Origin of the sequence: Mycobacterium paraseoulense (assembly GCF_010731655.1) — a bacterium.
Lineage (GTDB): Bacteria > Actinomycetota > Actinomycetes > Mycobacteriales > Mycobacteriaceae > Mycobacterium > Mycobacterium paraseoulense.
In genome coordinates, this window is the sequence record NZ_AP022619.1 from 4678608 (window position 1) to 4705598 (window position 26991).

Below are 26991 nucleotides of genomic sequence, written 5' to 3' on the forward strand. Positions count from 1 at the left end.
GCGAACGCGGCTGCCCGCAAACAGTTAGTGTTCCTAGACACTGGCGCATCCCGCGCGTCCCCATGAGCGGCGAAAGGCATCGAAGGTGTTGGCGGTGGAACACGAGGCACTCGAGGACGCTGTGGTCGTGCGCGTTAAGGGCGGCGTCGACTCCAGTACCGTCGATGAGGTAACCGCCCATCTGACCGCCGCGCTCAAGCTGGCCGAGACGCACCCGGCCCGGCTGGTCGTCGTCGACCTGCAAGCGGTCGACTTCTTCGGAAGCGCGGCGTTGAACGCCATGCTCGAGTGCCACGAGGCGGGCAAGGAAGCCGGCACGGCGGTCCGCCTGGTCGCAGACCACGACCAGGTGCTCCGACCGATCGAGGTGACCGAATTGGATCGGATCCTCGACATCTATCCCACGCTGCCCGAGGCGCTGCAGCGCAACCGACCGCAATGAGCCCGGCGCTGCCGGCCGATCTGGCGGCTGCGGTCTCCCTGGGCGGTGAGATGGGTCGCCGGTTCGCCGAATTCGACTGGGACACCCATCCATTGGGTTCGCCCGGGGACTGGTCGGCCGAGGTGCGCGCGGCGGTGGCGGTAGCGCTGACCTCGCGGTTTCCCATCGTGCTCTGGCTGCGGCCCGGGGATCTGTTCTTGATGTACAACGACGGCTACGCGCAGATACTGGCGGACAAACACCCGGCGGCCCTGGGTTGCCCGGCCAAACAGGTGTGGTGGGAGATCTGGCCGCAGATCTCCCCGATGCTCACCAGCGTGATCGACACCGGCGTCGCGACCTGGTCCGACGACCTGATGTTGCCGCTGATGACCGGCGGCGAGTCGCAGGAGCGCTACTTCACTTTCACCTATAGCCCCATCATCGGCGGCGACGGCGCGGTCACCGCCGTTTTCTGCGCGGTGATCGAAACGACCGACCGGGTATTGAGCGAGCGGCGGCTCCACCTGCTCAACTCGGTGGCGGCCGCCGTGATGGACGCGCGCACCGTCGACGACGCGGTGAGCAGCGCCGTCGCCGTGTGCGACGCGCAGCCACCGGATTTGCCGTTCATCGCCGTCTACGTGGCGGGCGCCGGGAAGGGGCCACGCGACAGCACGCTGCGCGGGGCCACGCCCGCCGTTCGTTCGCTGCTGCCCGCTTCGCTGGCCGAGCTGACGGATTGGGACACGGCTCCACCTGCCCGCGCCGCGCGCGTCATCGGCCGGCTCGAGGACGTAATCCCGCGCATCGCGGAGCTTTTCGGCGAGAACCGCCCCCGGCAGGCCCTGGTGTTGCCGCTCGGGGAAACCCTGGGCGGCGGGGCGGTGGTGATCGGGGTCAATCCGCGGCGCCCCCTCGATGCGATGTACCGCGGGTTCTGTCAACTGCTCGCCGACCAGCTCTCCGCGGCGTTCGCCTCGGCGGTCTCCTACGAACAGCAGCGGCAGCGGGCCGATGCGCTGGCCGAGATGGACCGGGCGAAGACCGCGTTCCTGACCAACGTCAGCCACGAGTTCCGCACCCCACTGACGCTGCTGCTCGGGCCGCTCGACGATGCGCTGACCGAAGCGGCGCCGGGAAGCGTGCTGGCCGACCGGCTGAGCACCGCGGGCCGCAACGCGCGCCGCCTGCAGCGCCTGGTCGACTCGCTGCTCGACTTCTCCCGCATCGAGGCCGGCCGCGCGACCGCGAGGTTGGCGTGCACCGACGTCGGCGCGCTGACCGCCCACATCGCGTCGTCTTTCACCGAGCTCTGCCACCGGGCGGGGCTCGAGCTGGTCGTGGACTGCTCCCCGGTGCTGGCCGACGTCGACCCGGGCATGTGGGAGACGATCATCCTGAACCTGCTGTCGAACGCGGTCAAATACACTCTGCGGGGCTCGATTTCGGTCGAGGTGGGCGCCGAATCCGGGCTCTGCGTAGTCACCATGCGCGACACCGGAGTGGGGATCGCCGCTGAGGATCTGGACCGCCTGTTCGACCGCTTCTACCGGGCCGACAACTTTCGCGGCCGCAGCGTCGAGGGCACCGGGATCGGGCTCTCGCTGGTGCGCGGGCTCGTCGAGCTGCACAGCGGGACCGTGGAGATCGACAGCGAATTGGACCGCGGGACGACGGTGACCGTTCGGCTGCCGCAATCCGCCGGCACGGCGGCCGGTCGCTCAGCCGCGGGCCCGCTGGACGAGACCAACCCGTACGTGGCGGAGGCCAGTCAATGGCTGACGCCCGTTCCGGGCCGGGACGGGTCGACCGCCGCATCCGAGAGGGCGCGGCCGCTGGTGCTGATCGCCGACGACAACGCGGACATGCGACACCATCTCGACCGGGTGCTGTCGGCCCAATGGGAGACCGTCCTCGCCGCGGACGGGGAGTCGGCGCTCGCGGCGACCCGGACCCTGCGCCCGGACGCGGTCGTCACCGACGTCATGATGCCGGGCCTCGACGGTTTCGGACTGGTGGCGGCCATCCGCGCCGACCCGGAGTTGGCGGCCACCCCGGTCCTCATGCTGTCCGCCAGGGCGGGGCCCGAGGCGGTCGACGAGGGCTACGCCGGTGGGGCCGACGACTACCTGCCCAAGCCGTTCCGTTCCCAGGAGCTCGTCGACCGGGTGAAGTCGCGGCTGTCCGCGGTGGCCCGCGCTCGCGATCGCCAGCGTTTGGCCGCCTCCGATCTGGTGCAGCTCGACTCGGCGCTGCAGGCCACCGACTCGGTTGCCGGGATCTTGGACGCGTTGCTCGAATCCTCCTTCGGCTCAGCCGATGCCGCGTCGGTCGCCATCGGCGTCCTCGACGGCGAACGCCACATCCGGTTCGAATACTCCGGCCACCTGCCCGGCGAGTTGCGCGACCGTTACCACGTGACCGAGCTCGACTCGCCGGTGGTGGGGGCCGACGTCGTGCGCACCGGCGAGTCGATGGTCATCACCGACACGTTCGACCTGCCCCCGCGCTACGAGCACGCGGTGCAGGACACCGCCGCCAGCGTTCGCGCGTGCGTCGCCCACCCGTTGCGCGACCACTCGGGCCGCGTCGTCGGCGTGCTGGCCCTGCTGTGGCCCACGCCGCGCCAGTTCGATGCCGCCGAACTCGATGCGTTCGGTCGCATGGCCGAGCTGACGTCGTCGGCCCTGGACCGGGTCCGCGTGATGGAGCGCGAGCACCGCATCGCCGTCGACTTCCAGGAGCATCTGCTGGATCTGGACCGGGGATCGACGGCCGCGGTCGTGGCCGCCGTGTATGAGCCCGCCGGTGAGGCGATGCGGGTCGGCGGCGACTGGTACTCGGTCACCCCGCTGGATCGCGACGGCCGGGTCGCGATCTCGGTGGGCGACGTCGTCGGACACGGGTTGGCCGCCGCGATCGTGATGAGCAGGCTGCGCGCCGCGGTGGCCGCCTCGGCCCTCACGGCGGGCGAGCCGGGCGCGGTGCTGGGGGCGCTGGACCGGTACGGCGCCAGCGTCGCGGGGGCGCGCTGCGCGACCGTGGCCTACGCCCTCGTCGCGACCGAGCCGGACACCGGCCGCGCCACCGTCAACTACAGCTGCGCCGGGCACCCCTATCCCTTGCTGGTCTTCCCCGATCATCGCGCGGTGTTCCTGACGTCCGGGCGGCGCCTCCCGGTCGCTATCAAGGAACACGACGCGCGAAGCTATCCGCCCGACGCCACCGCGACGGCGCAGATGCCGCCGGGGAGCCTGATCCTGCTGTACACCGATGGCCTCGTCGAGCGTGCCGGCGAGACGCTCGACGACGGGCTCGCCCGCCTCGAGGCCGCGGCCGCCGAATGCGCCGACCTGCCGGTCGAGGCGGTCTGCACCGAACTGCTGTCCCGGATGGCGCCGCCCACCGGTTACCGCGACGACGTCGTGGTGCTGGCGCTGCGGCCGAGTCACCAGGCCCCGCGCAGCTTCGCCACGGTGGTGACGTCCGCGCCGAAGCAGATTCCCGTCGCGCGTGAGCGGCTACGTGACTGGCTGGCCGGCCTGGCGGTCGCCCCGAAGCGCGAACTGGACATCCTGCTGGCGACCGGGGAAGCCGTGACCAACGCGATCGAGCATGGCAGCGACGGCGAGCCGCGGCGAACCGTCTCCGTCGAGGCCTTCGTGCGCCGGCAGACGATCGCGGTCACGGTGAGCGACACCGGGCGGTGGGTGGGGGATTCCTCGGCCAGCCTGCGCAGCCGGCGCCGCGGCCGCGGGCTTTCCCTGATCGGTGGGCTGGCCGATCACGTCGACACGCTCCGCACTCCCGCGGGCACCCGGGTCACGTTGCGGTTCGACCGGGCCGTCGCGACCGGTTAGGCCAAGCTAGGCCTCTTCCATGGCCTCGCCCAGCTCCTCCAGCAGCTTGTTGTGGTGGTTGCTCGCCAGCAAGTGTCCGGCGGCGATGACCACGGCCACCGGCCAGTCGATGAGTTCGAGGGCCGCCAGGGCGGCCAGGCCCCCGAAATAGGCCAGCTGCTCGGGCCGGGGAATCTCCATCTGGCCGACCACCGGTACGTTCACGACGAACGTCTCGCCCTCGCGGATCTTTTCCACCGCCTCGCGCTGCGACGTCCCCCTGCGCGACTTCTTTTCCGCCATGATTTGCCTTTCAGTAACGAAGGGTTTGCCGACTCGCCGGGTGCCGCGGCCACCGTCGGACCTATGTCGACGATGACCGACACCGGGGGCGATCCGCTGGTTTCATCTATTGCTCTGGTGCTGAAGGTGCCGTTACTGGAACTCTATGCGCTGCTATGGCGCGTCGGGGTTGTCGAGGTTCACCCGCCTCGGCGGGCGCATCGGACGATCTGCCCGGACCCGTCAGCGCACGATTCGCAACCCCGATCGCGACGGTCGCCGCGGCAGCGGATCCCAGCCCCTGCGCCCAGCCGACCGGACCCAGCGGTGTACAGCCGAGCAATTGGCTGACCACCGGGATGCTGATCAGCGTCCCCATCGCCGCGAGTGAGCCCGCCGCGGTGAGCACCACCAGCGGGGCGTGTGAATCCAGCAGCGTCTGACCCAGCTCCGCGCCGACCAGGGCGACCAGGGCGACGGTCGAGGCCCGTTGCGGGCGGCCGGTGACGCTTCCCATCGCCCACGCGGCCGTCGTCGCGGCGGCCGTGGTGACGCCGCGGATGGCGACGGCACGCCACAACGCGGGCTGATCCGGGCCCCGGATGCCCGGGTCGGCCGGACCGCTGGGCTTGCTCACCGCGAGGGCCGCCGCGGGCAGCGCGTCGGTCATCATGTTCACCAAGAGCAGCTGCCGCGTGTTCAGCGGCGAGGTCCCGGTGATCGCGCTGCCGATGATCGCGAACAACACCTCGCCGGCGTTGCCGCCGAGCAGCACCGACACCGCCGCCTGCACCCGTTGCCAGAGTTGGCGGCCCTCTTCGATGGCGTTGCGCAGGCCCTCGATGCGGGCGTCGACCAGCACCACGTCGGCCGCCATGTGCGCCGGGTCGCTGCCACCGGCGACGACGCCGATGCCGACCGTGGCGGCCCGGATGGCCGCGGCGTCGTTCGCGCCGTCGCCGACCATCGCGGTGCGCACGCCCGCGCTCTCGAGCGTCTGGACGACCTGGACCTTGTTCTCCGGTGTCATCCGGGCGAAGATCACCCGTTCGGTCACGACCCGCTCTTGATCCTTGCGCGACAACGCATCCCACTCGGCCCCGCTGATCACCTGCTCGGCGGTCACGCGCATCCCGAGCTCCTCGGCGATGGCCTTGGCGGTGATCGGATGGTCGCCGGTGATCAGCTTGACGCCCACGGAAAGCCGGCGCAGATCCGCGAGTAGGCCGGCCGCCTCGGCGCGCGGGGTGTCGGACAAGCCGAGGAACCCGGTCAGGGCCAGCCCGTGCCGGGCGAAGTCGGCGATGTCGTCGGGGTCCTGCCGGATGGCCCGCGCCTGGGCGGGGCTCAGCTGCCGCCGCGCCACCGCGATCACCCGCAGGCCGCTGCCGGCCATCCCGGCGACCGTCTGCTCCATGGCGGGGCTCACATCCCGGCAGGCGGCCAGCACCACTTCGGGCGCGCCCTTGACGGCCAGCTCGATATCCGTCACGGACGCGGAGAACGACCGGCCGGAGCGGAACGGCAGGTGCGCGACGGGCGCGTTCGGGTTGTGGCCGTTCACGGCGGAGGCGGCCTCGACGATGGCGACATCGGTGGCGTGCACGTGCGGGCCGCCATTGGACGCCGGCGCGGCGTGCGCGGCGCAGCGCAACACCTCCTCGCGCGACGTTCCGGGCGCCGCGACGACCTCGGCCACCCGCAGCCGGTTCTGGCTCAGCGTTCCCGTCTTGTCGAAGCAGACCACGTCGATACGGCCGAGCGCCTCCACCGAACGCGGGACGCGGACCAGCGCGCCGAACTTGGTCAGCCGCCGCGCCGACGCCGCCTGCGCCAGCGTGGCCACCAGCGGCATCCCCTCGGGCACCGCCGCGACGGCGATGGCGATCCCGCTGGCGACCGCCTGGCGCAGGGCCGATCCCCGTAACAGCCCGAGGGCGCCCACCAGGCCGCCGCCCGTCATGCTGACCGGGAAGGCCCGGTTGGTGAGCTGGCTGAGCTGGTGCTGCAGGCCGACGTCCGACGACAGGTCGCCCGACACGAGTTCGGCGGCGCGGCGTTCCTGCGTGTCGGCCCCGACCGCGGTCACCACCGCGAGCGCGGTGCCGGCCACCACGGTCGTCCCGGCGTACAGCATGCAGCGGCGTTCGGCGAGAGCGGCGCCGGGCGTCGGCTCCACCTGCTTCTCCACCGACAGCGACTCACCGGTCAGCGTCGACTCGTCGACCTCGACGTCGACCTCCTCGATGATCCGGGCGTCGGCGGGCACCACCTCGTGCGTGCGCACCTCGATGACGTCGCCGGGCTGCAGCTGCGCCGCGATGACGTCGGCGTACACCCGGTCGCCGGCGACCTCGGAGACGACCTTGCGTGCCGGTGGAATCTGTTGAGCCAGTAGGTGATTGAGCCGGTTCTCGGCGCGCAGCCGCTGGCTGGCGGCCAGCATGGAGTTCCCGGCCAGCACCGAGAACACCAGGACGGCGTCGACGGGCGAGCCGAGCACCGCGCTGGCCGCCGAGCCGAGTGCCAGCACGGGGGTCAGCGGGTCGGTCAGCTCGGCGCGAACGGCGCCCACGAACTGTAGGAAGGCGCGCGCACGCGTTTCGGGCGGCGCGGCGCCCAGGGTGGCCGGCGCCAGGTGCCTCGGATCGCCGGCCGGCCCCGCCGCGGGCGTCGGCAACGCCCGGCGGACGCCCTCGACCGCCATCGCATGCCATTCCCGGACGGGAGCCGGGCGCGGTGCGTCCGTCTTGACGACGCCGCGCGCCAGCAGATATCCCGACAGCAGGCCGGCCGCCGCGCCGCTGGTCACCGGCCCACGCCCGATGCCGCGGACGCCGGGGATCATCAGCAGCGAGCCCATAGCGGTCGCGCCGGCCGAGATCGCGACCCCGCGTTGGGCGGCGGTCCGCGCCGCCGGCAGCGCATGCAGCACCCGCCAGGCGGCCGCCAGGTCGGGCAGCAGCAGGTCGGCGTACCAGGGCGGCGGGCCGGCCCCTGGCTCGGGCAGCAGACCCAGTGCCACGTCGGCCGACCAAACGCCTTGTGCCCCAGCCGATGACAGCATGGCGACCGTGTGGCCCGCCTCCTGCAGATCCGCCACCGCGCGGGCCAGGGCGTCGTCGACCGACCCCCGCCCCAGCGGCCTGATGTCGTCGAACGCCGGCCGCAGTTCGCCCAGCGAATCGTCCTCGACCGAAACCAATTCGGCTTTGGCCCGGTGCGCCTCGGCGACGACTGCCGAGGCCAGCGGGTCGTGCGCGAAGCAGAACAGCGCCTCGGCCTCCGCGTTCGGCTTACTGGGCGCTATTCCGGGCACCGGCTGCCATCCGGGGCGTAGGCGATTGTTCTCGAGCATCAGCTGGGCGCGCGACCATGCCGCCGGCAGCTCGGCCTCCTTCGCGCCGCGGATCAGCGACACCCGCAGGCTCCTGGTGCACAACACCCGGGGGTCGATGACGATCGCGTCGACACGGTCCAGGCGCCGCAGCGCCTCCGGGCGCACCGACAACACCGCGTGCCGGTCCGCCAACCCCTGGCCGAGCGCGGCGGCGAACGCCTCCGGCGTGGTGCGGTTGGCCGCCGGGGTGGTCACCAGGACCGCCAGCGCGGCCTGGTTCAGGTTGCGGGTGGTGGCGCCGACGATTCCCGCGCTGACGGCCTGGATGAGCGCGAATCGATCGGCCTGGTGGTCGGCGGGCCGGCCGCGCGGTGGCTTCGACCCCGCCGACGGGTCGGTGTGCGGGTGATCGGCGTGGCCGGCCAACTGCGGCTCGTGCCGGACCCAGGCGCGCGCCTCCGCGCGGCATTCCGCGGCTTTCAGCGACTGCATCAGCAGTCCCACCGACAATGACGCGGGGGACAGGGTGACGGTCTCCGCCGCCGTCACCGCCAGCGCCAGCACGCTGTCGGTCGCGGGCCGGCCGATGCGGTCCTCGAGCAGGCGGCGCAGCCATGGTTGGTAGTCGAGGGCGACGACGCCGGCCAGGACACCGACGGGCATGCGCGGCCAGCGCAGCGCCCGGCCGGTCAGCGCGACGCCGAGCCCGGCCGCGCCGGCGGCCGCCGTGGCCGCCCGGGTCGCCAGCACCACGCCATCGCCGGGCAGGCTCGTCGGGGGCGCCAACGGCTCGGCGGTTGTCCTTGGCGCGCAACGTTTCTCGGCGTCATCCACGACGTGACAGAGGTCGCGCAGCGACGTGCCCGCGTCGCCGATGGTGATCACCACCCGCGACAGCGGATAGTTCAGGGCGGCCGACGCGACCCCGGGATGGGCCAACACCGCGTCGAGCACCGAGCGCCCGAGTTCGTCGTCCGGACCGCCTTCCGAGGCGCCGTCCAGGCCCCGCACCTCGATCCAGGCGCGCTCCTCACCGCGCCAACAGCGTCGGCTCAGGGTTGTCGGTATGTCCCCGGGCAGCTCGCCCGTGATCGCCCGGACGCCCTCGCGCAGCGGGATCGCGGCGATGGTGATGCCGGCCTCGACGAGCGAGGTGGTCGCCTGGACGGTCGTCGCGACGGCGCGCAACGGCATAGCTCGTCGTATCGCGGTCGCAATGGTCAAAGCGTCGTCGAGCGGGCCCGTTAGTTGGTGCTACGCAACTCGGCGCTGCCGGCCCGGCGCCCGGCCGCCTTCTTCGCGGTCGACTTGGTGGCGGCCTTCTGCGGCGCGGCCTTCTGCGGCGCCGGTTCCACCGGCACCGCCTTGAGGCTGGCCTTCGCCGGCTTGGCCGGCTCCTGCTTGCGGCTCAACCGCTGCAACAACAGGGCGCTGCCACCGACCGCCAGCAGCACCGGCCATTCGACCAGTCCCGCGACGCCCAGCGCGCCGAAGGCCACCGCAGCCGCCGGTGCCGAGTGGCTGCCGCTGCTCATTCCCTTTTTGATGCCCTCGGCGGCTCCGGTGACACCGCCGATGACTCCGTTGACCGCCGCGCCACCCACAGCGCCGGCGGCCGCAGTGGTCGTGTTCGCCGCGCGACTCACCGCCTGACCCACGCCCCGAACCGCTCCGCCGATGACACTCATGTTGACTCCCTGGCCTTCTGCCCGTGCCGCGTAACCCGCGCCACCACCGGGGTGCACCCGCTGAACGCATCGTTAACGGCAAAAAAACATTGTATCCGCTTCTAACAAAGGAAAAGCCTGCCACCTTGCAAACCCGCAGACAACGAGCAACGGAAGTTTATTTGCCTGACCTTAACCTGGGTGTGGTTGTGGCGCGAATGCGCCAAACGCCATTTAGGCGCGCCTTATGTCGATCAGCACCGGTGCGTGATCGCTGGCGGCCTTGCCCTTGCGCTCCTCCCGCACGATCTGGGCATCCGTCACGCGGCCGGTGAGCTCCGGTGAGGCGAGGATGAAATCGATGCGCATGCCCTGCCGTTTGGGGAACCGCAGCTGGGTGTAGTCCCAATAGGTGTAGACGCCCGGGCCGGGCGCGAAAGGCCTTACCACGTCGGCGAATTGCGCGTCGACGATGGCGCTGAACGCGCGGCGCTCCGGCTCCGAGACGTGGGTGGCGCCGGTGTAGAACTCGGTGCTCCACACGTCGTCGTCCGTCGGGGCGATGTTCCAGTCGCCGGCCAGCGCGATCTGGGCGGTGGGATCGTCGCGCAACCAACCGGCCGCCGTATCACGCAGCGCGGCAAGCCATTCCAGCTTGTAGGTGTAGTGTGGGTCGCCCACCGCGCGGCCGTTGGGCACGTAGAGGCTCCACACCCGGACGCCGCCGCAGGTGGCGCCCAGCGCGCGGGCCTCGGTCGTGGCGGCCACCTCCGGCTTGCTGCTCCAGGTGGGCTGGCCGTCGAAACCGAGCTGGACGTCGTCGAGGCCCACCCGCGAGGCGATCGCCACCCCGTTCCACTGGTTGAAGCCGACATGGGCTACCTCGTAGCCGAGTTCGAAGAACGGCAGGGCGGGGAACTGGCCGTCGGAACACTTGGTCTCCTGCATGGCCAGCACGTCGACGTCGGCGCGGCCCAACCAGTCGACGACGCGGGGCAGGCGGCTGCGAATCGAATTCACGTTCCACGTGGCCAGCCGGTAAACACCGTCGGGCATGGCTAGACGGTATCCCAGGCGGGTGAGCGGGCCGGAAAGTAGCGGCGGCGGTGATGCCCGCGCAAGCCCAGCGCCTCGGTGAGCGTCGTTGCGAGCGTGCCGGCGCCGGTGTCGGGGACGACCAGGTAGGCGCGAGTCGCGCCGCGCGCCGCGGCCCAGGCCAACAGCGCGTGGCACGCGGCCGCCGTGGCGTGCTCGCCGGCGGCGCCGGTCGCCGAGAGCCCGACGAACCGCGCGCCGCCCGGCGCATCGGTCACCGCCGCGCGCGCGACCGCCGCGCCGGAGTGCAAGCCGACCATCAGCTCGCCCTCGATGATGTCCGGGCCAGGCGACAGGGCGATGGACGGGTCGGGTTCGGCCGGAGCCGGCGCGGACAGGTCGCGCACCCAAACCCTTTCGGTGTGTTCGGCGTTCAGGCCCGGCGGCAACGACAACAAGCGGTCCGGGATCGCCAGCCGCGGCGTCAGGCCCCGCCGCTCATACCAGGCCGCAACGGCGGCAACGGTACCGACGCGGGCCGAAACATCAAGCGGCATGGCGTAATCGACGCCATCTCCGGCCCGCAGCAGCCAGCCCTCGAGCCAGGCCCGCTCGGCCCCGGGCGACGCCGCGGCGGCCGCGTGCTCGAGCGCGCGGATCTCGGAGGTGCGGACCGGCGCGTCGGTCAGCACCCGCAGCGCGACCACGTCGCCGGGCGCCACTTCCACGATCGCGCCCGTCTTGGTCCGGACCCGCACCACCGGGTCGACCGCCAGCAGGTGTCCCACCGCATCGGTCAGCGGGGGGACCGAGCCTTCCGCGCGCCGGTAGCGCAGCGTCACCCGGGTACCCGGCTCCGGCCACGAGAACATCAGTGACCGAAGGGGTCCGGCCCCTCACCGGGCAGCCACGACAGGCCGGGCACCCCCCACCCGTGCGCCTTGACGGCGCGCTTGGCGCCGCGGGCGTGCCGGCCGACGAGACGGTCCAGGTACAGGAAGCCGTCCAGGTGGCCGGTCTCGTGCTGCAGCATGCGGGCGAACAGTCCGGTGCCCTCGAGCTCGACGGGCTGGCCGTCGGCGTCCAGCCCCCTGACCCGCGCCCAGGTGGCGCGGCCGGTGGGGAAGGACTCGCCCGGGACCGACAGGCAACCCTCGTCGTCGGTGTCCGGATCGGGCATGGTCTCGGGCACTTCGGAGGTTTCCAGCACCGGGTTGACGACCACGCCGCGGCGGCGGTCGGTCCGGCCGCGGTCGTCGGCGCAGTCGTAGACGAAGACGCGCAAGCCGACCCCGATCTGGTTGGCCGCCAGTCCGACTCCGTGCGCGGCGTCCATGGTGTCGTACATGTCGGCGATCAGCTCCGGCAGGTCCGCCGGCAGCGAACCGTCGGCGGCGACGGGCACGGGCTGCGTCGGGGTGTGCAAGACCGGGTCACCCACGATCCGGATGGGTACGACTGCCATGGTCGGCTAAGCTACCGCACGCGTGTGCGCGTCCAGGCCGGCGATCGCCGGTGCGGGCAATCTGAGCCAATCGGCCGACTCGCGGGTCTGGATGACGGCTTGAGGGTTTGTGCCGTGGTTCAATATTCGCCGAAACACGCCCTTAGGTAAGTCAAGTCATCAGAGCAGCCGAGAATTCGCCGGAAGGGTCCAGGGGAAGCTATATGGACAGCGCCATGGCGCGGGCAAATCGATCGGGGGACGATGCCGAGATCGCAGATGGGCTCACCCGCCGCGAACACGACATCCTCGCCTTCGAACGTCAGTGGTGGAAATTCGCGGGCGTAAAAGAAGAAGCAATCAAAGAGTTGTTCTCGATGTCGGCGACGCGCTACTACCAGGTGCTCAACGCGCTCGTCGACCGGCCCGAGGCGCTGGCCGCCGACCCGATGCTGGTGAAGCGGCTGCGGCGGCTGCGGGCCAGTCGCCAGAAGGCGCGTGCGGCGCGGCGCCTCGGCTTCGAGGTGACCTGACTCGCTACAGTGGGCTCGATGAAAGAGCGAGTCCCCGACTCCACCGGGCTTCCGCTGCGGGCGATGGTGATGGTGCTGTTGTTCCTGGGGGTCATTTTCCTGCTGCTCGGCTGGCAGGCGCTGGGTTCGTCTCCCAGCTCCGAGGACGACTCGGCATCGGCGGCCTCCACCACCGCCTCCACCAGCGCGTCGGCCACGCCGACGACCACTAAGCCCGCGGGGAACCACGCCGACGTGCAGGTGTACAACATCTCGACGAAAGAGGGCGTCGGCGCTCGCACCAAGGATCAGCTCACGGCCGCCGGCTTCAACGTCACCAAGGTCGACAACCTGACCGTGCCCGACGTGTCGGCCACCACCGTGTATTACACCGACGCCGACGACGAACACGCGACGGCCGACGCGGTGGGCAAGAACCTGGGCGCGCCGGTCGAACCCCGCATCCCCGCCCTGGCCGGCCAACCGCCCGGCGTCATCGTCCTCGTTACGGGCTGAGGGTTGAGCGACTAGGCTTCCGCTATGCCTCAGCTCGCTGGTCACCGCTTCGCCGCCGCCGCCGTTTCCGCCCTCTCCGCGGCCACTTCCGTCGCGCTGCTGGGCGCGTGTTCGTCGCCTCAGCACGCCGCGACCTCACCGGGCACCACGCCGGCGGTCTGGACCGGATCGCCGGCCCCGACGGGAACCGGGATGCAGGAGGCCGCGCCCGCCGCCGCGGCTGCGGAAAAGAACATCACCACCCACCTGAAGGCGCCCGACGGCACCGAGGTCGCGACCGCGACCTTCCAGTTCAACAACGGCTACGCCACCGTCACCATCGCGACGACCGGCGACGGGGTGCTGACGCCCGGCTTCCACGGCGTGCACATCCACAAGGTCGGCAGGTGCGAGCCCAACTCCGTCGCCCCGACCGGGGGTGCGCCGGGTGATTTCCTGTCCGCCGGAGGGCATTTCCAGACGCCCGGGCACGCCGCCGAGCCCGCCAGCGGTGACCTGACCTCGCTGCAGGTGCGCAAGGACGGGTCCGGGATGATGATGACCACCACGGACGCGTTCGGCATGGAGGACCTGCTGACCGGCGAGAAGACCGCGATCATCATTCACGCCGGCGCCGACAACTTCGCCAACATCCCGCCGGAGCGCTACAACCAGAGCAACGGAACCCCCGGTCCCGACCAGACGACGATGACCACCGGTGACGCCGGCAAGCGGGTCGCGTGCGGTGTGATCGGTGCCGGCTAACAGGATCCCCAACAAGGTCGAGTCGCGCATCGATTTCGCCCGTTCGCCGAGGCCGACCCTCGGCGTGGAGTGGGAGTTCGCGCTCGTCGACGCGCAGACCCGCGACCTGAGCAACGAAGCCACGGCGGTGATCGCCGAGATCGGCGAAAACCCGCGGGTGCACAAGGAGTTGCTGCGCAACACGGTGGAAGTGGTCAGCGGGGTCTGCAACTCCACCGGGGAGGCGATGGAGGACCTGCGGCAGACGCTGGGACCCACGCACCGCATCGTCCGGGACCGGGGCATGGAGCTGTTCTGCGCCGGGGCACACCCGTTCGGCCAGTGGTCCACCCAGAAGCTCACCGACGCGCCGCGCTACGCCGAACTGATCAAGCGGACCCAGTGGTGGGGGCGGCAGATGCTGATCTGGGGCGTGCACGTGCACGTCGGGATCTCGTCGGCGCACAAGGTCATGCCGATCATGACGTCGTTGTTGAAGTACTACCCGCACCTGCTGGCGCTGTCGGCCTCCTCGCCGTGGTGGACCGGCGTGGACACCGGGTACGCCAGCAACCGAGCGATGATGTTCCAGCAGTTGCCCACCGCCGGCCTCCCGTTCCAATTCCAGACCTGGGCGGAGTTCGAGGGCTTCGTCTACGACCAGAAGAAGACCGGCATCATCGATCACGTCGACGAAGTCCGTTGGGACATCCGGCCTTCGCCGCACCTGGGCACCATCGAGGTCCGCGTCTGCGACGGCGTGTCCAACCTGCGCGAGCTGGGCGCGCTGGTGGCGTTGACGCACTGCCTGGTGGTCGACCTGGACCGCAGGCTGGAGGCCGACGAGTCGTTGCCCACCATGCCGCCGTGGCACAACCAGGAAAACAAGTGGCGCGCGGCCCGCTACGGGCTGGACGCGATCATCATCCAGGACGCCGACAGCAACGAGCGGCTCGTCACCGAGGATCTCGACGAGGTGCTGAACCGGCTGGAACCCGTCGCCAAGTCGTTGAATTGCGCCGACGAGCTGGCCGCGGTGGCCGAGATCCCCAGGCGCGGCGCCTCATACCAGCGGCAGCGCCGGGTCGCCGAGGAACACGACGGTGACCTGCGGGCGGTCGTCGACGCGCTGGTGGCAGAGCTGGAAATCTGATGGAACTGGCGATGTTTCCGCTGGAGTCGGCGCTGCTGCCCGACCAGGATCTGCCGTTGCGAATCTTCGAGCCGCGCTACGGTGCGCTGGTGCGGCACTGCCTGGACACCGGGGATCCGTTCGGCGTGGTGCTCATCGCCCGGGGCCGCGAGGTCGGCGGCGGCGAATCGCGTTGCGACGTGGGCGTGTTGTCTCAGATCACCGAATGCGTCGATCACGGCGCGGGCCGGTACTCGCTGCACTGCCGGACCGGCGAGCGGATCAGGGTGTCCGAATGGCTGCCCGACGATCCCTACCCGCGCGCCACGGTGACGCTGTGGCCCGACCAGCCGGGCGACCCGGTCACCCCGGCCCAGCTGCGCGAGGTCGAGGACCGGGTGCTGGCCCTCTTCGAGCGGATCGCCGACGCGCGGGGGTTGGCGCTGCCGGACCGCGCGGCGCTCCTGGGCCCCGCCATGGCCGACTCCGGACAGCGCCTGTGCGCGTTGGCGTCTCGCATCCCGATCGGCACCGCCGACCGCTACACGGTGCTGGCGGCGCCGTCGGCCGCCGACCGCCTCGCCGCGCTCCGCGAGGCGGTGGACGCGGTCGCCGAGATGGTGGAGTTCCAGCTCTCCGAATAACACTGTCCGACAGGGGATTGCATGAAGGTACATCTGCAGGTCGCCGGCTCGCCGGTGGATGCGGCGGCGAGCGCGGCCGACATCGCCGCGACGGGAGCCGACGGCCTGTTCACCTTCGAGGGCCAGCACGACGTGTTCTTTCCGCTGATCGTCGCCGCCGGCGCGACCCGCCTGGAGCTGATGACCAACGTGGCGATCGCCCCGCCGCGCAGCCCGCTGCACCTGGCCCACGCCGCCTACGACCTGCAGCTCTACAGCGGCGGCCGATTCCGGCTCGGCCTGGGCTCGCAGGTGAAGGCCCACATCGAAAAGCGTTACGGCAGTAAGTGGGAGCGACCCGCGGCCCGGATGGCCGAGACCGTCGCGGCGATCAAGGCGATCTTCGCGGCCTGGGAAGGGCAGCGCCGACTGGACTTTCGCGGCGAGTTCTTCACCCACACCATCATGGCGCCCAACTTCAATCCCGGGCCCAACGCGTTTGGCCCGCCGCCGGTGCTGCTGGGCGCCCTGGGCCCGGTGATGACGCGCACCGCCGCCGAGGTGGCCGACGGCCTGCTGGTGATGCCGTTCAACAGTGCCCGCCACTTCACCGAACGCACCGTCCCGGCGGTCGGCGAGGGGCTGCGCCGCGCGGGACGGCCCCCCGGCGGATTCCAGATCATCGCCCAGGCGATGGTCGCCGTCGGCCGCGACGAGGCCGACCTGGCGGCCGCGATCGACGGTGTGGCAGCGCTGATTTCGTTCTACGGCTCGACCCCGGCCTATCTGCCCGTGCTCGAGGCCGAGGGCTGGGCCGACGTCCAGCCCGAGCTCAACGCGCTGTCCAAGCAGGGCCGGTTCGCCGAGATGCGCCGGCTGGTCGGCGATGAGGTGGTGGCGCGGATCGGGATCGTCGGCACCCCCGAGGAATGCGCGCGGCAGATCGCCGCCCGGTTTGCCGAGCACGCCGCGGAGGTGTGCTGTTACTTCCCGGGTTACACGCCGCGTGCCGCGGACATCGCCGACCTGATCGGCGCCCTGCACCGCACCCCCGCCCTGCCATGAGCCCGGATCTGACGGTCGACGTCGACGCGGGCGTGGCGGTGCTCACGCTCAACAGGCCCGAGCGGCGCAACGCCTACACCGCGGAGATGGGCGCGCTGCTGAGCCGGGCGTACTCCGACTGCGACGGCGACGACGGCATCCGGGCCATCGTCGTCACCGGGGCGGGCGACACGTTCTGCGCCGGGGCGGACTTCTCCGGCGGCACAAGCCCATTCGACGCCCCGGCCGGCGAGTTCTCGGCGTCACCGATCGCGCCGGCGGCGTTCGAGCTGCGCAAGCCGGTGATCGCCGCCGTCAACGGGCACGCGATCGGCATCGGCCTGACCATCGCGTTGCAGGCGGACCTGCGCATCGTCGCCGAGGACGCCAAATACGGTGTGGTGCAGGTGCGCCGGGGCGTGCTACCCGACTGCATGGCGCACTGGACGCTGGCGCGGCTGACCACCCTGGGGGTGGCCGCGGACATCCTGCTCACCGGGCGAACCTTCGGTGGGGCCGAGGCGGTGGCGCTCGGCGTCGCCAACCGGGTCCTGCCCGCCGACCGGGTGCTCGACCACGCTGTGGCGCTGGCCCGCGACATCGCGGTCAACGTGGCCCCCATGTCGGCGGCGCTGTGCAAGCGGCTGCTGTGGGACACCGCGATCAACAACTACACCCCGCGGCAGGTCGCCGCGCTGGAAACGCAGCTGCACCGCCGCGTGATGGGCACCGCCGACGCGCGCGAAGGGGTTGCCGCGTTTCTCGAGCGCCGGCCGCCGGCGTTCACGTCGCGGCTGTCCCAGGAGTGGACGGCGCTGCCCGAGCCGTGAGCTGCTCGGAGAGCTCCCACCACCGGGCCGCGCGCTCCTCGTCGCGGGCGTAGGGCGCCGCCCCGTCGCTGACCCCGCAGTCTTCGAGGTACAGCCCGCCGCGGCCGGAAAGCTCCGGGCTGACCGCCGCCCACACCTGGGTGGCCGCGCCCCGGTCGGGAGTGGTCACGTCGAGGGGCCCGCCGGCCACCTCGTGCAGCCGCGCGAAATCGGCGCGGGCCATGTGCCGCGCCAGCGACGTCGCCACGGTGCCGGGATGGACGGCATAGGCGCGGATCCCGGCGTCGCGCAGGCGGCGGTCGGCTTCCACGGCGTGCAGGATGTTCGCCGTTTTCGACGCGCCGTAGGCGACGAACTTGTCGTATTCGCGACGCTCCCAGTTGGGGTCGCCGAAGTCGACGTCGCCCAGCGCGTGGCCCCCGGACGACAGGTTGACGATCCGGGCGTGACCGTGGGCCCGGGCGGCGGCGGCGAGCTGCGGGACGAGGAGCCGGGTGAGTTCGAAATGTCCGAAATGGTTGGTGCCGATCTGCATTTCGAAGCCGTCGTGCGTCCTGCCGAACGGCGTGAACATCACCCCGGCGTTGTTCATCAACACGTCGACGGCCGGGGCGATCGCACGGATTGCGCCTGCCGCGGCGCGCACGCCGGCCAGCAGGGTGAGGTCGAGCTCGACGGTCGAGGTCTGCGCGCCCGGCGCGGCGGACGCGATCCACCGGGCCGTCTGGTCCAGGGCGTCGCGGTTGCGGGCGGCCAGGACCACGTGCGCCCCGGCGGCGGCCAGGGCGCGGGCCGACTCGCGCCCCAGCCCGGACGAGGCGCCCGTGATCACGCAGACCTTGCCGGACAGGTCGATCCCCTGGACGACGTGCAGCGCGCTCGGATGCTCGGTCATGCCGGTACAGGCTGCCACACCGCGGCGCGCTTCATCAGCCGCGGCGCCACGGCCCGATGAAGAGGGCCGACGACGGCCCAGACCGTTCGGGCGGCGGTCTTGTGGCAGTACTGCACGCGTGTGGTGAGGCTGGCGCGCCGGTCGTCCTGGCGTCGCAGCGTCAGCTCGCCGTGCATCAGCGGTCCGCGCGCGGTCAGAACGAGTTCGTCGCGATCCGACCGCGCCATCGTCCAGCCGATGATGTGCTCGGGCGACGAATACGGCCCGAGGCGGAATCTCAGCACGTGGCGGTGGATCCACGGGACCACGCCGCCGCCGGAGCCCGGCCCCACCGCGTCGCGGAACGTCTGCTCGGCGGTGCGCGAGTCACCTTGCGGCAGGGGGACTTCGAAGACGTCCTCGTAATCGGCGCGCTCGGCCGCCGCCGCAACGCGTTTGAGCGTCCATCGGGTGACGACGCGGTGCGCGCCGGTGCCGATGACGAGCGCCCGGTAGGCCTTCCCGCGCGCACCCGGGAAAGCCGCCCAGGTGGCCGCGCGCACCCTGGTGCGCCTCGGCGCGTCGTCCTCCAGCTCGAATACCCACCGGTACACCGCGAAAAGGTGCCGGCCCTTCAGCGCGAACCGCACCGGCGGGCGGGCCTCGTCCAGCACGAAGCCGGTCGGCACGGTCGACGGGTCGCCCGGGTCGCGACACAGCACCCGCAGCAGCGCCGACCACGTGTCGGCACGATTCGCGCCGACGGTTATGGCATGCTCATCGATATAGGGTAATCGTTCCATATAGAAGGACTGTACTAGATCGTGGCACCTCCGCGGAAGCACGAAACCGATGTGATCCTCGACGCCGCCCGGGCCCTGGTGCTCGACGGCGGACCCCGCGCGGCCAGCGTCGCGGCCATCGCCAAAGCCAGCGGCGCCCCCGCGGGCACCCTCTACCACCGGTTCGGCAACCGCGACGGCATCCTGACGGCCGCGTGGTTGCGGGCGCTGGAACGCTTTCAGTCGCGGGCCCTGGCCGCGGCCGGCGAGACGCCGGCGGCGGACACCGGCCTGGAAACGGCGGTGGCGATGGCGGTGTCCGCCGTCAGCTTCGCGCGCGAGCTACCCGACGACGCGCGGCTACTGCTGACGATCCGGCCGGCCGACCTGCTCGACGACGAACCCGACGCGGCGTTCCGGGAGACGCTGGCCGCGATGAACGCCCCGCTGACCGAGCGGATCGCGGTCTTGGCCCGCCAGCTCTACGGCAACGGCAGGCCCCGGTCGCTCGACGCCGTCGCGCGGGCGGTCGCGGACCTGCCCTACGCCGTGGTCCGGCGCCACGCGCACGACGACCCGATGCCCGGCTGGCTCGAACACGACGTGGCGGCGTCGGCGCGGGCCGTGCTACGGGCCTTTGGCGAAGGCGCGTAGCGCGTCGACCTGCATGGGGTCCAGTGAGGGGCGCACGACCTGGCGCGCCGCCGCGATGTCCGCGGCGGTCACGTCGGTGGCGTCGATGGATCGCCGCATCGCGGTCAGCGCCGCCTCGCGCAGCAGTGCCACGCAGTCGGCGGCGCTGTAGCCGTCGAGCCCGGCGGCCACCTCGTCGAGGTCGACGTCGTCGCTCAGCGGCACGGATTTGCCCGCGGTGCGCAGGATTTCGCGGCGGGCGGCGGCGTCGGGCGGTTCGACGAACACCCGCCGCTCCAGCCGGCCCGGGCGCAGCAGCGCCGGGTCGATCAGGTCCGGCCGGTTGGTGGCGCCCACCACGACGACGTCGCGCAGCGGATTGACGCCGTCGAGCTCGGTCAGCAGCGCGGCCACCACGCGATCGGTCACGCCCGAGTCGAAGCTCTGCCCGCGCCGGGGCGCCAGCGCGTCGATCTCGTCGAGGAATATCAGCGAGGGGGCGGAGTCGCGGGCGCGCCGAAACAGTTCGCGGACGGCCTTTTCCGAGCTTCCCACCCACTTGTCCATCAGCTCGGAGCCCTTGACCGAGTGCACGGACAGCTGCCCGGTGCTGGCCAGCGCGCGCACGACGAAGGTCTTGCCGCACCCGGGCGGCCCGTACAGCAGCACCCCGCGGGGCGGTTCGACGCCCAGCCGGGCGAAGGTGTCAGGGTGCTGCAGCGGCCACAGCACGGCCTCGGTGAGCGCCTGCCTGGCCTCGGCCATGTCGCCGACGTCGCCCAGGGTGACCCCCCCTACTTGCAAGCCGAAGGCCACCTCCTCGCTGGCCGACCGCGACAGCGGCCGGATGACCGTCAGCGCACCGAGGAGGTCCTCCTGGCTCAGCTCGGGTGGCCGGCCGTCGGCGCTGGCGCGCGACGCCGCGCGCAGCGCGGCCTCCCGCAGCAGCGCCGCCAGGTCGGCGACCACGAAACCCGGTGTCCGGGAAGCGATTTCATTGATATCCAGGGAGCCCGCGGGCACCGATTTCAGCAGCGACTCCAGCAGCGCCTTGCGGGTACCGGCATCCGGCAGCGGCAGGCTGAGTTCGCGGTCGCACAGGTCCGGCGCGCGCAGCCGGGCGTCGAGCTGGTCGGGCCGCGCGGAGGTGGCGATCAGCGCGACGCCCTCGGTGGCCACCGCGGTGCGCAGCTCGCCCAGGATCAGGGCGGCCACCGGCTCGGGGGTTGCCGGCAGCAGCGCGTCGACGTCGGTGATCAGCAGCACGCCGCCGCCGTCGCGGACGGCCTGCACGGCCGAGCCCACGGTCTTGAGCCGGTCTTCGGCGTTCAGCGCGCCGACCTCCGGCCCGTCCAGCTTCACCAGCCGGCGGCCGTCGCACACCGCGCGCACCAGCGTCACCTTGCCGACGCCGGCCGGGCCCGACACCAGCACGCCGAGGTTGGCGCCCGCGCCCAGCGTCTTGAGCAGGTGCGGCTCGTCGAGCGCCAGCTTGAGCCATTCGGCGAGCTTGGCGGCCTGTGGCTGCGATCCCTTGAGTTCCTCGAGGACGGTCTCCGGGCTCGCGACGTCGAGGAGTTCCAGCGACGGCATGGCGCCCCCGGCCGGGGCGCCGGAGCCGACACCGAGGCCCCAGGTGACCAACGTGTTGGGCTGCACGCTGACCGGGCCCGCCGGGTCGACGCCGGTGACGGTCAGCAGCTCCGAGGTCCAGCTGATGCCCACCGAGGCGGCCAGCGCGCGGGCGGCGGCCGATGTCGAGAACGGCGGGCCCAGGTCGCGGGGCAGCAGCGACACGGCGTCGCCGACGGTCAGCACCTTGCCCAGCAGGGCCTGCCGCAGGGTGACCGGCGAGATCGACTGGCTGGCCAGCGACGAGCCGGACAGCGTCACCGACCGGGCGCCGTAGACGGTGACCGCGCCGACGATCACCGCGGTGCCCTCGCGCAGCCCGGCGTTGGACAGCGTCACGTCGTCGAGCAGCACGGTGCCGACCGGGGTGTCCGGGCCGGCCAGCCCGGCCACCGCGGCCGTGGTCCGCGAACCCGTCAGCGCCACCGCGTCCCACTCCCGGATGCCGAGCGCGGCGACCGCGCTCGGATGCAGGCGGACGACGCCGCGGCGCGAGTCCACCGCGGAGGTGTTCAACCGCGCGGTGAGCGTGAGCTGACGGGCCGCATCGTCGCCCGGCCGGCTCATCGCAGGCGCCCACCCGGTTTGTGCAGCCCGAGCCGCGCCATCGACCGGCGGTGCGGTTGGGCCCGGCGGATCGCGCGGCGGGCGGCGCGGCGCTGCTTGGGTTCGTCCGACCACGCCTCGGGGTGGGCGGCCAGCCAGCGTTGGTTGCGGACCGCGAACGGGACGTGGCAGAGGTAGGCGATGATGATGACCCAGATCAGGACGTAGGGAGCCAGCACGGCCGCGGCCGCGCAGATCGCCAGCAGGGCGAGCAGCGGCGCCGCCCAGCTGGGGGGCACCGCCGCGGCGTGCATCTTGCGCATCGGGATCTTGCTGATCATCAGCATCGAGGTCCCCGTGATCCAGATGCACAGGAACGTCGTCGAGGTCCACCAGCCCTCACCAAACTGCAACTTGAGCCCGATCAGCCCGATCATCGACACCGCGCCCGCCGGCGCCGGCATGCCGACGAAGAACTCGTGCGTGTAGGCGGGCTGGCTGCCGTCGGCCTGCAGCGCGTTGTAGCGCGCCAGCCGCAACACCACGCACACCGCGTAGAGCAGGATCACCACCCAACCGGCCGGCGACTTCGTCAGCAGCGTCACGTAGAGCACGATCGCCGGCGTCACCCCGAAGTTCACCGCGTCGGCCAGCGAGTCGATCTCCTCGCCCATGCGCGACTGGGCGTCCAGGATGCGGGCCACCCTCCCGTCCAGTCCATCCAGAATGGCCGCCGCGGCGATCAGCGCCATCGCGGCCTTGGGCTGGTGCTCGAGGGCGAACCGGATCGCGGTGAGGCCCGCGCAGATGGACAGCACGGTCATCGCGCTGGGCAGGATCTGCAGGTTGACCGACGGCCTGCCGCGCGGCTTGCTGATCATGGCAGCTCGGCCAGCACGGTTTCGCCCGCGATCGCGCGCTGGCCCTGGTGGACCAGCGGCTCGGCGCCCGCCGGCAGATAGGTGTCGAGCCGGGAGCCGAACCGGATCAGGCCATAGGTGTCGCCGACGGTCAGCTTGTCCCCGACGCGCGCGTCGCAGACGATGCGCCGCGCCAACAGCCCGGCGACCTGCACCGCCACCACCTCCGCGCCGTTGGGCGTCCGGATCCGCAGGCTGGTGCGCTCGTTCTCGGTGCTGGCCGCGGCCAGGTCGGCCGAGCCGAAACGGCCGGGCCGGTGCTGCACGGCGATCACCTCGCCGCTCACCGGCGCGCGCTGCACGTGCGCGTCCAGCAGCGAAAGGAAGATGCTGACCCGCGGCAGCGGTGTGTCGCCCATGCCGAGTTCGGCGGGCGGGGCGGCGGAGTCGATGACGCAGACCACCCCGTCAGCGGGGGCGACGATCGCGCCCGGCCGGGTCGGCGGCACCCGGGGCGGGTGGCGGAAGAACCCCGCGCAGGCGGCCGCCGCCAGCAGGCCGGCCCGCCGCACCCACCGGTATCTGCGGCCGGCCAGCGCCACCGCGAGCCCGGCGGCGATGAACGGGCGGCCGGCCGGATGTACCGGCGGAACGGTCGAGCGCACCAACTCCAACGCGTGCTGCGGGCTGAAAGCTGGATCCTCGGCGGTGGGGCCGATGGGGCGGGGGCGTCGTGCCACGCGGTCATCTTACGAAAGGAGGGGGCGGGTTGGTTCCTGCCCGCAGGGGGAACGCCCACCTCCTCCTCACCCCGCTGCGCGGGCCGCATCGTCGGCGGCCTCTGCCTGATTGCCCGCCTAGGTCAGGTCCCAGACCTTCAGCTCGGTCCCTTCCGACACCTCGACCACGTCCTCGGGGATGTCCAGCAGCGCGTTCGCCGACGCCAGCCAGCGCAGGTGATGGGATGCCGGCGGGCCGTAGCTGGTGACGGTGCCGGAGTCGCGGTCCAGCACCGCGCGGCGGAATTGCCGCTTGCCGCGCGGCGAGGTCAGCGACTCGGTGAGCACGGCGGCCCGGTGCGGGCGCTCCGCGTCCGGCAGGCCCATGGCGTTGCGCAGCGCGGGCCGGATGAACACCTCGAACGACACCAGGGCGCTCACCGGGTTGCCCGGCAGGGTGACGATGGTCGCGCCGGCCACCCGGCCGATGCCCTGCGGCATGCCCGGCTGCATCGCCACCTTGACGAACTCGACGCCCTGGTCGCCTTCGCGGCCGAAGGCGTCCTTGACCACCTCGTAGGCGCCGGCACTGACCCCGCCGCTGGTGATGATCAGGTCGGCGTCGGCGGCGTACCGGTCGAGGAGCGCGCTGAACTGCGTGACGTCGTCTTCGGCGGTCACGACGGCGACCACCTCGGCGCCGGCGTCGCGGACCGCCCCGGCCAGCATGATCGAGTTGGACTCGTAGATCTGGCCCGGCCGCAGCGGGTTGCCCGGCGACACCAGCTCCGACCCGGTGGACATCACCAGCACCCGCTGGCGCGGAATCACCGGCAGCTCGGCCATGCCCAGCGCCGCCGCCAGGCCCAGCATGGCCGGTGTCACCGGCTGGCCGCGCCGCAGCACGGTGGTGCCGGCGGCGACGTCCTCGCCGGCCCGGCGGATGTGCGCGCCCTCCGGGCGCGGCGCCCGGATCGACACCATGTCCACCCCGCCGTCGGTGTCCTCGACCGGCACGACGGCCGTCGCCCCGGCGGGCAGCGGCGCGCCGGTCATGATGCGGTGCGCGGTGTTGGGTTGCAGCGTCAGCTCGTCGGTGCGCCCGGCGGGAATGTCCTCGGCGACCTCGAGCACCACCGGGTGCTCGGGCGTGGCGCCGGACGTCTCCTCGGCGCGCACCGCGTACCCGTCCATCGCGGAGTTGTCGAACACCGGCAGCGCCAGCCGCGCGACCACGTCGTCGGCCAGGACCAGCCCCTGCGCCTCGGCCAGCGCGGCGGTGACCGCCGGGCGCGCCCGGATGAGTTCGGCTACGACACGTTGATGTTCAGCTACCGACCGCACCCGGCCATTATCGGCCGGTCGGATTCCAGCGCCGACCCCGGTGAGGCGTCGGGGCCGACGTAGAGTCGAGAACGTGATTACCGGAGTGGCCCACACCGGGGTGTGTGTTCCGGATTGCGAGGCCGCCGTGGCGTTCTACCGCGACGTGTTGGGCCTGAGTGTGCTCTCGCCGCCGTACGTCATGACGGGTGACGCCATTCGCGACGACATGGGCGAGCTGGTCGGAGATCCCAGCATGAAGGCGGCCATCGTGGGATTCGACGGCGACGGCGACCGGGTGCTCGAGGTCATCGAATACCTCGGCGAAGACGGGCGCTCCGGCGGCAGGGCCCTGACCGACCACGGGCTGTCCCACGTCGGGCTGATCTGTGCGGACCTCGACGCCACCCGGGCGGAGCTGGAGGGCAAGGGCGTGCGCTTCCTGGTCAGCGGGACCGCGGAGGTCGCGCGGGTCCGCACCACGTGGTTCGTCGACCCCTGGGGTGTGGTGTTCATCCTGGTCGAGAAGAGCCGGCCGCAGCGACCGTACTACGCGCAATGGGACTGAAGCCGACCGTCGGGATCATCGGAGCGGGCGCCGGCGGCATCGCGATGGGCATCCAGCTGGCCGAGGGCGGCTACGAGTTCACCATCTTCGACCGGGCCGACGGCTTCGGCGGGACCTGGCGCCACAACACCTTCCCGGGCGCGGCGTGCGACGTCCCGTCGCACCTGTATTCGTATTCCTTCGCGCCCAACCCGCGGTGGAGCAAGACCTACGCCAACCAGCCCGAGATTCTGGCGTACCTCGAGGCGGTGGCCGCCCGGCACGGGCTGGGTGCGCGCCTGCGGGCGAACACCGCGATCAGCGGCGCGCGCTGGTCGGACACCCGGCGCCGCTGGACGCTGACCGACGGCGACGGTGGCGAGCACGAGTTCGACGCGGTGGTCAGCGCCGTCGGGATGCTCGACGTGCCCCACATCCCCGACATCCCGGGGGCGCAGCGCTTCCGCGGGCGCCGATTCCATTCGGCGCGTTGGGATCACAGCAAGTCGACGGCCGGGGAGCGGGTGGCGTCCATCGGCACGGGCGCCAGCGCGATCCAGTATGTGCCCGCGATCGCGCCAAAGACCGCGCACCTGACCGTGTTTCAGCGGACGCCGATCTGGATCGCGCCCCGGTTCGACTTCCCGTTCACCCCCGAGCAGCAGGAGCTGTTCGAGCGCGACCCGGCGACGGCGCGGAAGCTGCGCGACGAGGCGTTCGACGCCTACGAGTCGTCCAGTTTCGACGTCGACGCGGCGCAGACGCGGGAGGCGACCGCGCTGGCCCGCAGCTACCTCATGCGCAAGGTGACCGACCCCGAGCTGCGCGCGAAGCTGACGCCGGACTACCCGGCCGGCTGCAAGCGGCCGCTGATGTCACGCGACTGGTATCCCACGTTCGCGCTGCCCAACGTCGTCCTGGAGACGGCCGCCATCGCCGAGATCACCGAGCGGGGAGTGCGCACCGCCGACGGCGTGGAGCACCGCGTCGACACCATCATCTACGGCACCGGGTTCACCGCGGCCGACTATCTCGCCAGCATCGACGTGTACGGAACCGGCGGGCGCCGTCTGGCCGACGACTGGAGCGACGGCGCCGAGGCGTACCTGGGCACGCTGGTGACCGGTTACCCGAACTTCTTCACGCTGTACGGCCCCAACACGAACGGCGTCAATTCGATCATCTACATCCACGAGGCGCAGTCGACCTTCGTCCGCCGCGTCCTCGACGTCATGGACGGGCGCGGCGCGCGCACCGTCGAGGTGACGCAGGACGCGCAGCGCCGCTACAACGAGGAGATCCAGGCGGCCATGGCGGGCAAGGTGTGGCTGGCGTGCAGCAACTACTTCCGGCATCGCAGCGGGAAGGTGGTCACCCAATTGCCTTACAGCGGGCGGACTTTCTTCGAGCGCACCCGCGAGCCGGTCGAGGCCGACTACCGCTGGGACCGGTAGTTCGCCGACGGCCTGGGGCGCAGCCGGCGGCGGCCCCTGGTCGAGGGGGCCCGGCTGGGCAGCCCGTGGCTCAGGCCCGGCCGCCTCGGTCGTTTGACCCGCTCCGCGGTCCTGATCGGGGCGCTGAACGCCGTCTCGACCTTCATCCGCAACCACGCCGCGGCCCGCTTCGACCTCACCTGCACGGCCAAACCCTACGTCGCGCGCATG

Annotated in this window: 25 protein-coding genes and 1 pseudogene; 13 read left to right on the forward strand and 13 right to left on the reverse strand. The window is 71.9% G+C overall.

What is annotated here, in order from left to right; translation table 11 throughout:
- Window positions 1-85 precede the first annotated feature (85 nt).
- Both G6N51_RS21740 and G6N51_RS21745 read left to right on the forward strand, forming a co-directional pair.
- Window positions 86-442 carry an STAS domain-containing protein gene (locus tag G6N51_RS21740; RefSeq protein ID WP_163683633.1) on the forward strand — a complete coding sequence of 119 codons (357 nt, stop codon included), beginning with the start codon at window positions 86-88 and terminating at the stop codon, window positions 440-442.
- On the forward strand, window positions 439-4284 hold the full coding sequence (locus tag G6N51_RS21745) for a SpoIIE family protein phosphatase (RefSeq protein WP_083175564.1): 3846 nt from the start codon (window positions 439-441) through the stop codon (window positions 4282-4284). Before G6N51_RS21740 ends, G6N51_RS21745 begins: the two co-directional genes overlap by 4 nt.
- Window positions 4285-4290: 6 nt before the next feature.
- Here G6N51_RS21745 and G6N51_RS21750 read toward each other — a convergent pair whose 3' ends face one another.
- Window positions 4291-4566: a hypothetical protein gene (locus tag G6N51_RS21750; RefSeq protein ID WP_142275231.1), complete on the reverse strand. Its 276-nt coding sequence runs from the start codon at window positions 4564-4566 to the stop codon at window positions 4291-4293.
- Window positions 4567-4629: 63 nt separating this feature from the next.
- Between G6N51_RS21750 and G6N51_RS29585 the strand changes: the two are divergent.
- Window positions 4630-4707: pseudogene (locus tag G6N51_RS29585) on the forward strand (hypothetical protein); the annotation flags it as partial.
- Here G6N51_RS29585 and G6N51_RS29590 read toward each other — a convergent pair.
- The 5 genes from G6N51_RS29590 to G6N51_RS21775 form a co-directional block, all read right to left on the reverse strand.
- Window positions 4673-9079: a cation-translocating P-type ATPase gene (locus G6N51_RS29590; protein ID WP_142275232.1), complete on the reverse strand. Its 4407-nt coding sequence runs from the start codon at window positions 9077-9079 to the stop codon at window positions 4673-4675. The pseudogene G6N51_RS29585 and the gene G6N51_RS29590 sit on opposite strands and share 35 nt — an antisense overlap.
- Before the next feature lie 50 nt (window positions 9080-9129).
- Complete coding sequence (locus G6N51_RS21760) at window positions 9130-9573, reverse strand: hypothetical protein (protein WP_083175574.1); 444 nt, start codon at window positions 9571-9573, stop codon at window positions 9130-9132.
- 213 nt (window positions 9574-9786) lie between these two features.
- A complete protein-coding gene (locus G6N51_RS21765) occupies window positions 9787-10608 on the reverse strand; it encodes an exodeoxyribonuclease III (protein ID WP_083175577.1) in 822 nt (273 codons plus the stop codon).
- A 2-nt stretch (window positions 10609-10610) separates the two neighbouring features.
- On the reverse strand, window positions 10611-11459 hold the full coding sequence (locus tag G6N51_RS21770; protein WP_083175580.1) for a GNAT family N-acetyltransferase, cg3035/Rv0428c family: 849 nt from the start codon (window positions 11457-11459) through the stop codon (window positions 10611-10613).
- Complete coding sequence (locus tag G6N51_RS21775) at window positions 11459-12052, reverse strand: peptide deformylase (protein ID WP_083175583.1); 594 nt, start codon at window positions 12050-12052, stop codon at window positions 11459-11461. Before G6N51_RS21775 ends, G6N51_RS21770 begins: the two co-directional genes overlap by 1 nt.
- A gap of 203 nt (window positions 12053-12255) precedes the next feature.
- On the opposite strand from G6N51_RS21775, the gene G6N51_RS21780 reads away from it, so the two are divergent.
- From G6N51_RS21780 to G6N51_RS21810, 7 genes are read left to right on the forward strand one after another with little or no spacing between them, the layout of a single operon-like run.
- Complete coding sequence (locus tag G6N51_RS21780; RefSeq protein ID WP_007167558.1) at window positions 12256-12564, forward strand: DUF3263 domain-containing protein; 309 nt, start codon at window positions 12256-12258, stop codon at window positions 12562-12564.
- Between the two features lie 18 nt (window positions 12565-12582).
- Entirely contained in the window at window positions 12583-13059 is a 477-nt protein-coding gene (locus G6N51_RS21785; RefSeq protein ID WP_083175585.1) for a LytR C-terminal domain-containing protein, read from the forward strand.
- A gap of 24 nt (window positions 13060-13083) precedes the next feature.
- Complete coding sequence (sodC, locus tag G6N51_RS21790) at window positions 13084-13803, forward strand: superoxide dismutase[Cu-Zn] (RefSeq protein WP_083175588.1); 720 nt, start codon at window positions 13084-13086, stop codon at window positions 13801-13803.
- A gap of 4 nt (window positions 13804-13807) precedes the next feature.
- Window positions 13808-14935, forward strand: a complete 1128-nt coding sequence (locus G6N51_RS21795; protein WP_142275234.1) for a glutamate--cysteine ligase — start codon at window positions 13808-13810, stop codon at window positions 14933-14935.
- Window positions 14935-15558 carry an LON peptidase substrate-binding domain-containing protein gene (locus G6N51_RS21800; RefSeq protein ID WP_083175594.1) on the forward strand — a complete coding sequence of 208 codons (624 nt, stop codon included), beginning with the start codon at window positions 14935-14937 and terminating at the stop codon, window positions 15556-15558. The genes G6N51_RS21795 and G6N51_RS21800 overlap by 1 nt, the downstream gene beginning before the upstream one ends.
- A gap of 21 nt (window positions 15559-15579) precedes the next feature.
- The gene (locus G6N51_RS21805; RefSeq protein WP_083175596.1) at window positions 15580-16602 is read left to right on the forward strand and encodes a TIGR03617 family F420-dependent LLM class oxidoreductase; all 1023 of its coding nucleotides are present in this window, start codon (window positions 15580-15582) and stop codon (window positions 16600-16602) included.
- A complete protein-coding gene (locus tag G6N51_RS21810) occupies window positions 16599-17411 on the forward strand; it encodes an enoyl-CoA hydratase/isomerase family protein (protein WP_083175599.1) in 813 nt (270 codons plus the stop codon). Before G6N51_RS21805 ends, G6N51_RS21810 begins: the two co-directional genes overlap by 4 nt.
- Here the strand turns inward: G6N51_RS21810 and G6N51_RS21815 are convergent.
- Window positions 17365-18306, reverse strand: coding sequence for an SDR family NAD(P)-dependent oxidoreductase (locus G6N51_RS21815; RefSeq protein WP_083175601.1), 942 nt, complete (start codon window positions 18304-18306; stop codon window positions 17365-17367). The two genes, G6N51_RS21810 and G6N51_RS21815, sit on opposite strands and share 47 nt — an antisense overlap.
- Window positions 18303-19088: a DUF2867 domain-containing protein gene (locus tag G6N51_RS21820; protein WP_083175604.1), complete on the reverse strand. Its 786-nt coding sequence runs from the start codon at window positions 19086-19088 to the stop codon at window positions 18303-18305. The genes G6N51_RS21815 and G6N51_RS21820 overlap by 4 nt, the downstream gene beginning before the upstream one ends.
- A 21-nt stretch (window positions 19089-19109) precedes the next feature.
- Between G6N51_RS21820 and G6N51_RS21825 the strand changes: the two genes are divergently transcribed.
- Window positions 19110-19721, forward strand: a complete 612-nt coding sequence (locus G6N51_RS21825; protein ID WP_083175607.1) for a TetR/AcrR family transcriptional regulator — start codon at window positions 19110-19112, stop codon at window positions 19719-19721.
- On the opposite strand, the gene G6N51_RS21830 is transcribed toward G6N51_RS21825, so the two are convergent.
- The 4 genes from G6N51_RS21830 to moeA all read right to left on the reverse strand — a co-directional run bounded on the left by G6N51_RS21830 (window position 19695) and on the right by moeA (window position 24801).
- On the reverse strand, window positions 19695-21899 hold the full coding sequence (locus G6N51_RS21830) for an AAA family ATPase (RefSeq protein WP_083175609.1): 2205 nt from the start codon (window positions 21897-21899) through the stop codon (window positions 19695-19697). The genes G6N51_RS21825 and G6N51_RS21830 overlap by 27 nt on opposite strands.
- On the reverse strand, window positions 21896-22759 hold the full coding sequence (gene pssA / locus G6N51_RS21835; RefSeq protein ID WP_083175611.1) for a CDP-diacylglycerol--serine O-phosphatidyltransferase: 864 nt from the start codon (window positions 22757-22759) through the stop codon (window positions 21896-21898). Before pssA ends, G6N51_RS21830 begins: the two co-directional genes overlap by 4 nt.
- Entirely contained in the window at window positions 22756-23478 is a 723-nt protein-coding gene (locus G6N51_RS21840) for a phosphatidylserine decarboxylase (protein ID WP_163750795.1), read from the reverse strand. Before G6N51_RS21840 ends, pssA begins: the two co-directional genes overlap by 4 nt.
- Before the next feature lie 117 nt (window positions 23479-23595).
- Window positions 23596-24801 carry a molybdopterin molybdotransferase MoeA gene (gene moeA, locus G6N51_RS21845; RefSeq protein WP_083172459.1) on the reverse strand — a complete coding sequence of 402 codons (1206 nt, stop codon included), beginning with the start codon at window positions 24799-24801 and terminating at the stop codon, window positions 23596-23598.
- 73 nt (window positions 24802-24874) lie between these two features.
- Between moeA and G6N51_RS21850 the strand changes: the two genes are divergently transcribed.
- Together G6N51_RS21850 and G6N51_RS21855 are read left to right on the forward strand one after the other, a co-directional pair.
- Window positions 24875-25348 (forward strand): VOC family protein, encoded by a 474-nt coding sequence (locus G6N51_RS21850; RefSeq protein ID WP_083172457.1) that lies wholly within the window; start codon window positions 24875-24877, stop codon window positions 25346-25348.
- On the forward strand, window positions 25339-26781 hold the full coding sequence (locus tag G6N51_RS21855) for a flavin-containing monooxygenase (RefSeq protein WP_083172455.1): 1443 nt from the start codon (window positions 25339-25341) through the stop codon (window positions 26779-26781). The genes G6N51_RS21850 and G6N51_RS21855 overlap by 10 nt, the downstream gene beginning before the upstream one ends.
- Here G6N51_RS21855 and G6N51_RS21860 read toward each other — a convergent pair.
- On the reverse strand, window positions 26763-26966 hold the full coding sequence (locus G6N51_RS21860) for a hypothetical protein (RefSeq protein ID WP_142274993.1): 204 nt from the start codon (window positions 26964-26966) through the stop codon (window positions 26763-26765). The genes G6N51_RS21855 and G6N51_RS21860 overlap by 19 nt on opposite strands.
- Between the last annotated feature and the right edge of the window lie 25 nt (window positions 26967-26991).

Excerpts from the sequence above, each read along its gene's own strand:
- G6N51_RS21800 (WP_083175594.1), top strand. The coding sequence starts at position 14,935 with ATGGAACTGGCGATGTTTCCGCTGGAGTCGGCGCTGCTGCCCGACCAG.
- G6N51_RS21815 (WP_083175601.1), bottom strand. The coding sequence starts at position 18,306 with ATGACCGAGCATCCGAGCGCGCTGCACGTCGTCCAGGGGATCGACCTG.
- G6N51_RS29590 (WP_142275232.1), bottom strand. The coding sequence starts at position 9,079 with ATGCCGTTGCGCGCCGTCGCGACGACCGTCCAGGCGACCACCTCGCTC.
- G6N51_RS21805 (WP_083175596.1), top strand. The coding sequence starts at position 15,580 with ATGAAGGTACATCTGCAGGTCGCCGGCTCGCCGGTGGATGCGGCGGCG.
- G6N51_RS21855 (WP_083172455.1), top strand. The coding sequence starts at position 25,339 with ATGGGACTGAAGCCGACCGTCGGGATCATCGGAGCGGGCGCCGGCGGC.
- G6N51_RS21785 (WP_083175585.1), top strand. The coding sequence starts at position 12,583 with ATGAAAGAGCGAGTCCCCGACTCCACCGGGCTTCCGCTGCGGGCGATG.
- sodC (WP_083175588.1), top strand. The coding sequence starts at position 13,084 with ATGCCTCAGCTCGCTGGTCACCGCTTCGCCGCCGCCGCCGTTTCCGCC.
- G6N51_RS21810 (WP_083175599.1), top strand. The coding sequence starts at position 16,599 with ATGAGCCCGGATCTGACGGTCGACGTCGACGCGGGCGTGGCGGTGCTC.
- G6N51_RS21775 (WP_083175583.1), bottom strand. The coding sequence starts at position 12,052 with ATGGCAGTCGTACCCATCCGGATCGTGGGTGACCCGGTCTTGCACACC.
- G6N51_RS21770 (WP_083175580.1), bottom strand. The coding sequence starts at position 11,459 with ATGTTCTCGTGGCCGGAGCCGGGTACCCGGGTGACGCTGCGCTACCGG.
- pssA (WP_083175611.1), bottom strand. The coding sequence starts at position 22,759 with ATGATCAGCAAGCCGCGCGGCAGGCCGTCGGTCAACCTGCAGATCCTG.
- G6N51_RS21750 (WP_142275231.1), bottom strand. The coding sequence starts at position 4,566 with ATGGCGGAAAAGAAGTCGCGCAGGGGGACGTCGCAGCGCGAGGCGGTG.
- G6N51_RS21830 (WP_083175609.1), bottom strand. The coding sequence starts at position 21,899 with ATGAGCCGGCCGGGCGACGATGCGGCCCGTCAGCTCACGCTCACCGCG.
- G6N51_RS21820 (WP_083175604.1), bottom strand. The coding sequence starts at position 19,088 with ATGGAACGATTACCCTATATCGATGAGCATGCCATAACCGTCGGCGCG.
- G6N51_RS21745 (WP_083175564.1), top strand. The coding sequence starts at position 439 with ATGAGCCCGGCGCTGCCGGCCGATCTGGCGGCTGCGGTCTCCCTGGGC.
- G6N51_RS21765 (WP_083175577.1), bottom strand. The coding sequence starts at position 10,608 with ATGCCCGACGGTGTTTACCGGCTGGCCACGTGGAACGTGAATTCGATT.
- G6N51_RS21780 (WP_007167558.1), top strand. The coding sequence starts at position 12,256 with ATGGACAGCGCCATGGCGCGGGCAAATCGATCGGGGGACGATGCCGAG.
- G6N51_RS21760 (WP_083175574.1), bottom strand. The coding sequence starts at position 9,573 with ATGAGTGTCATCGGCGGAGCGGTTCGGGGCGTGGGTCAGGCGGTGAGT.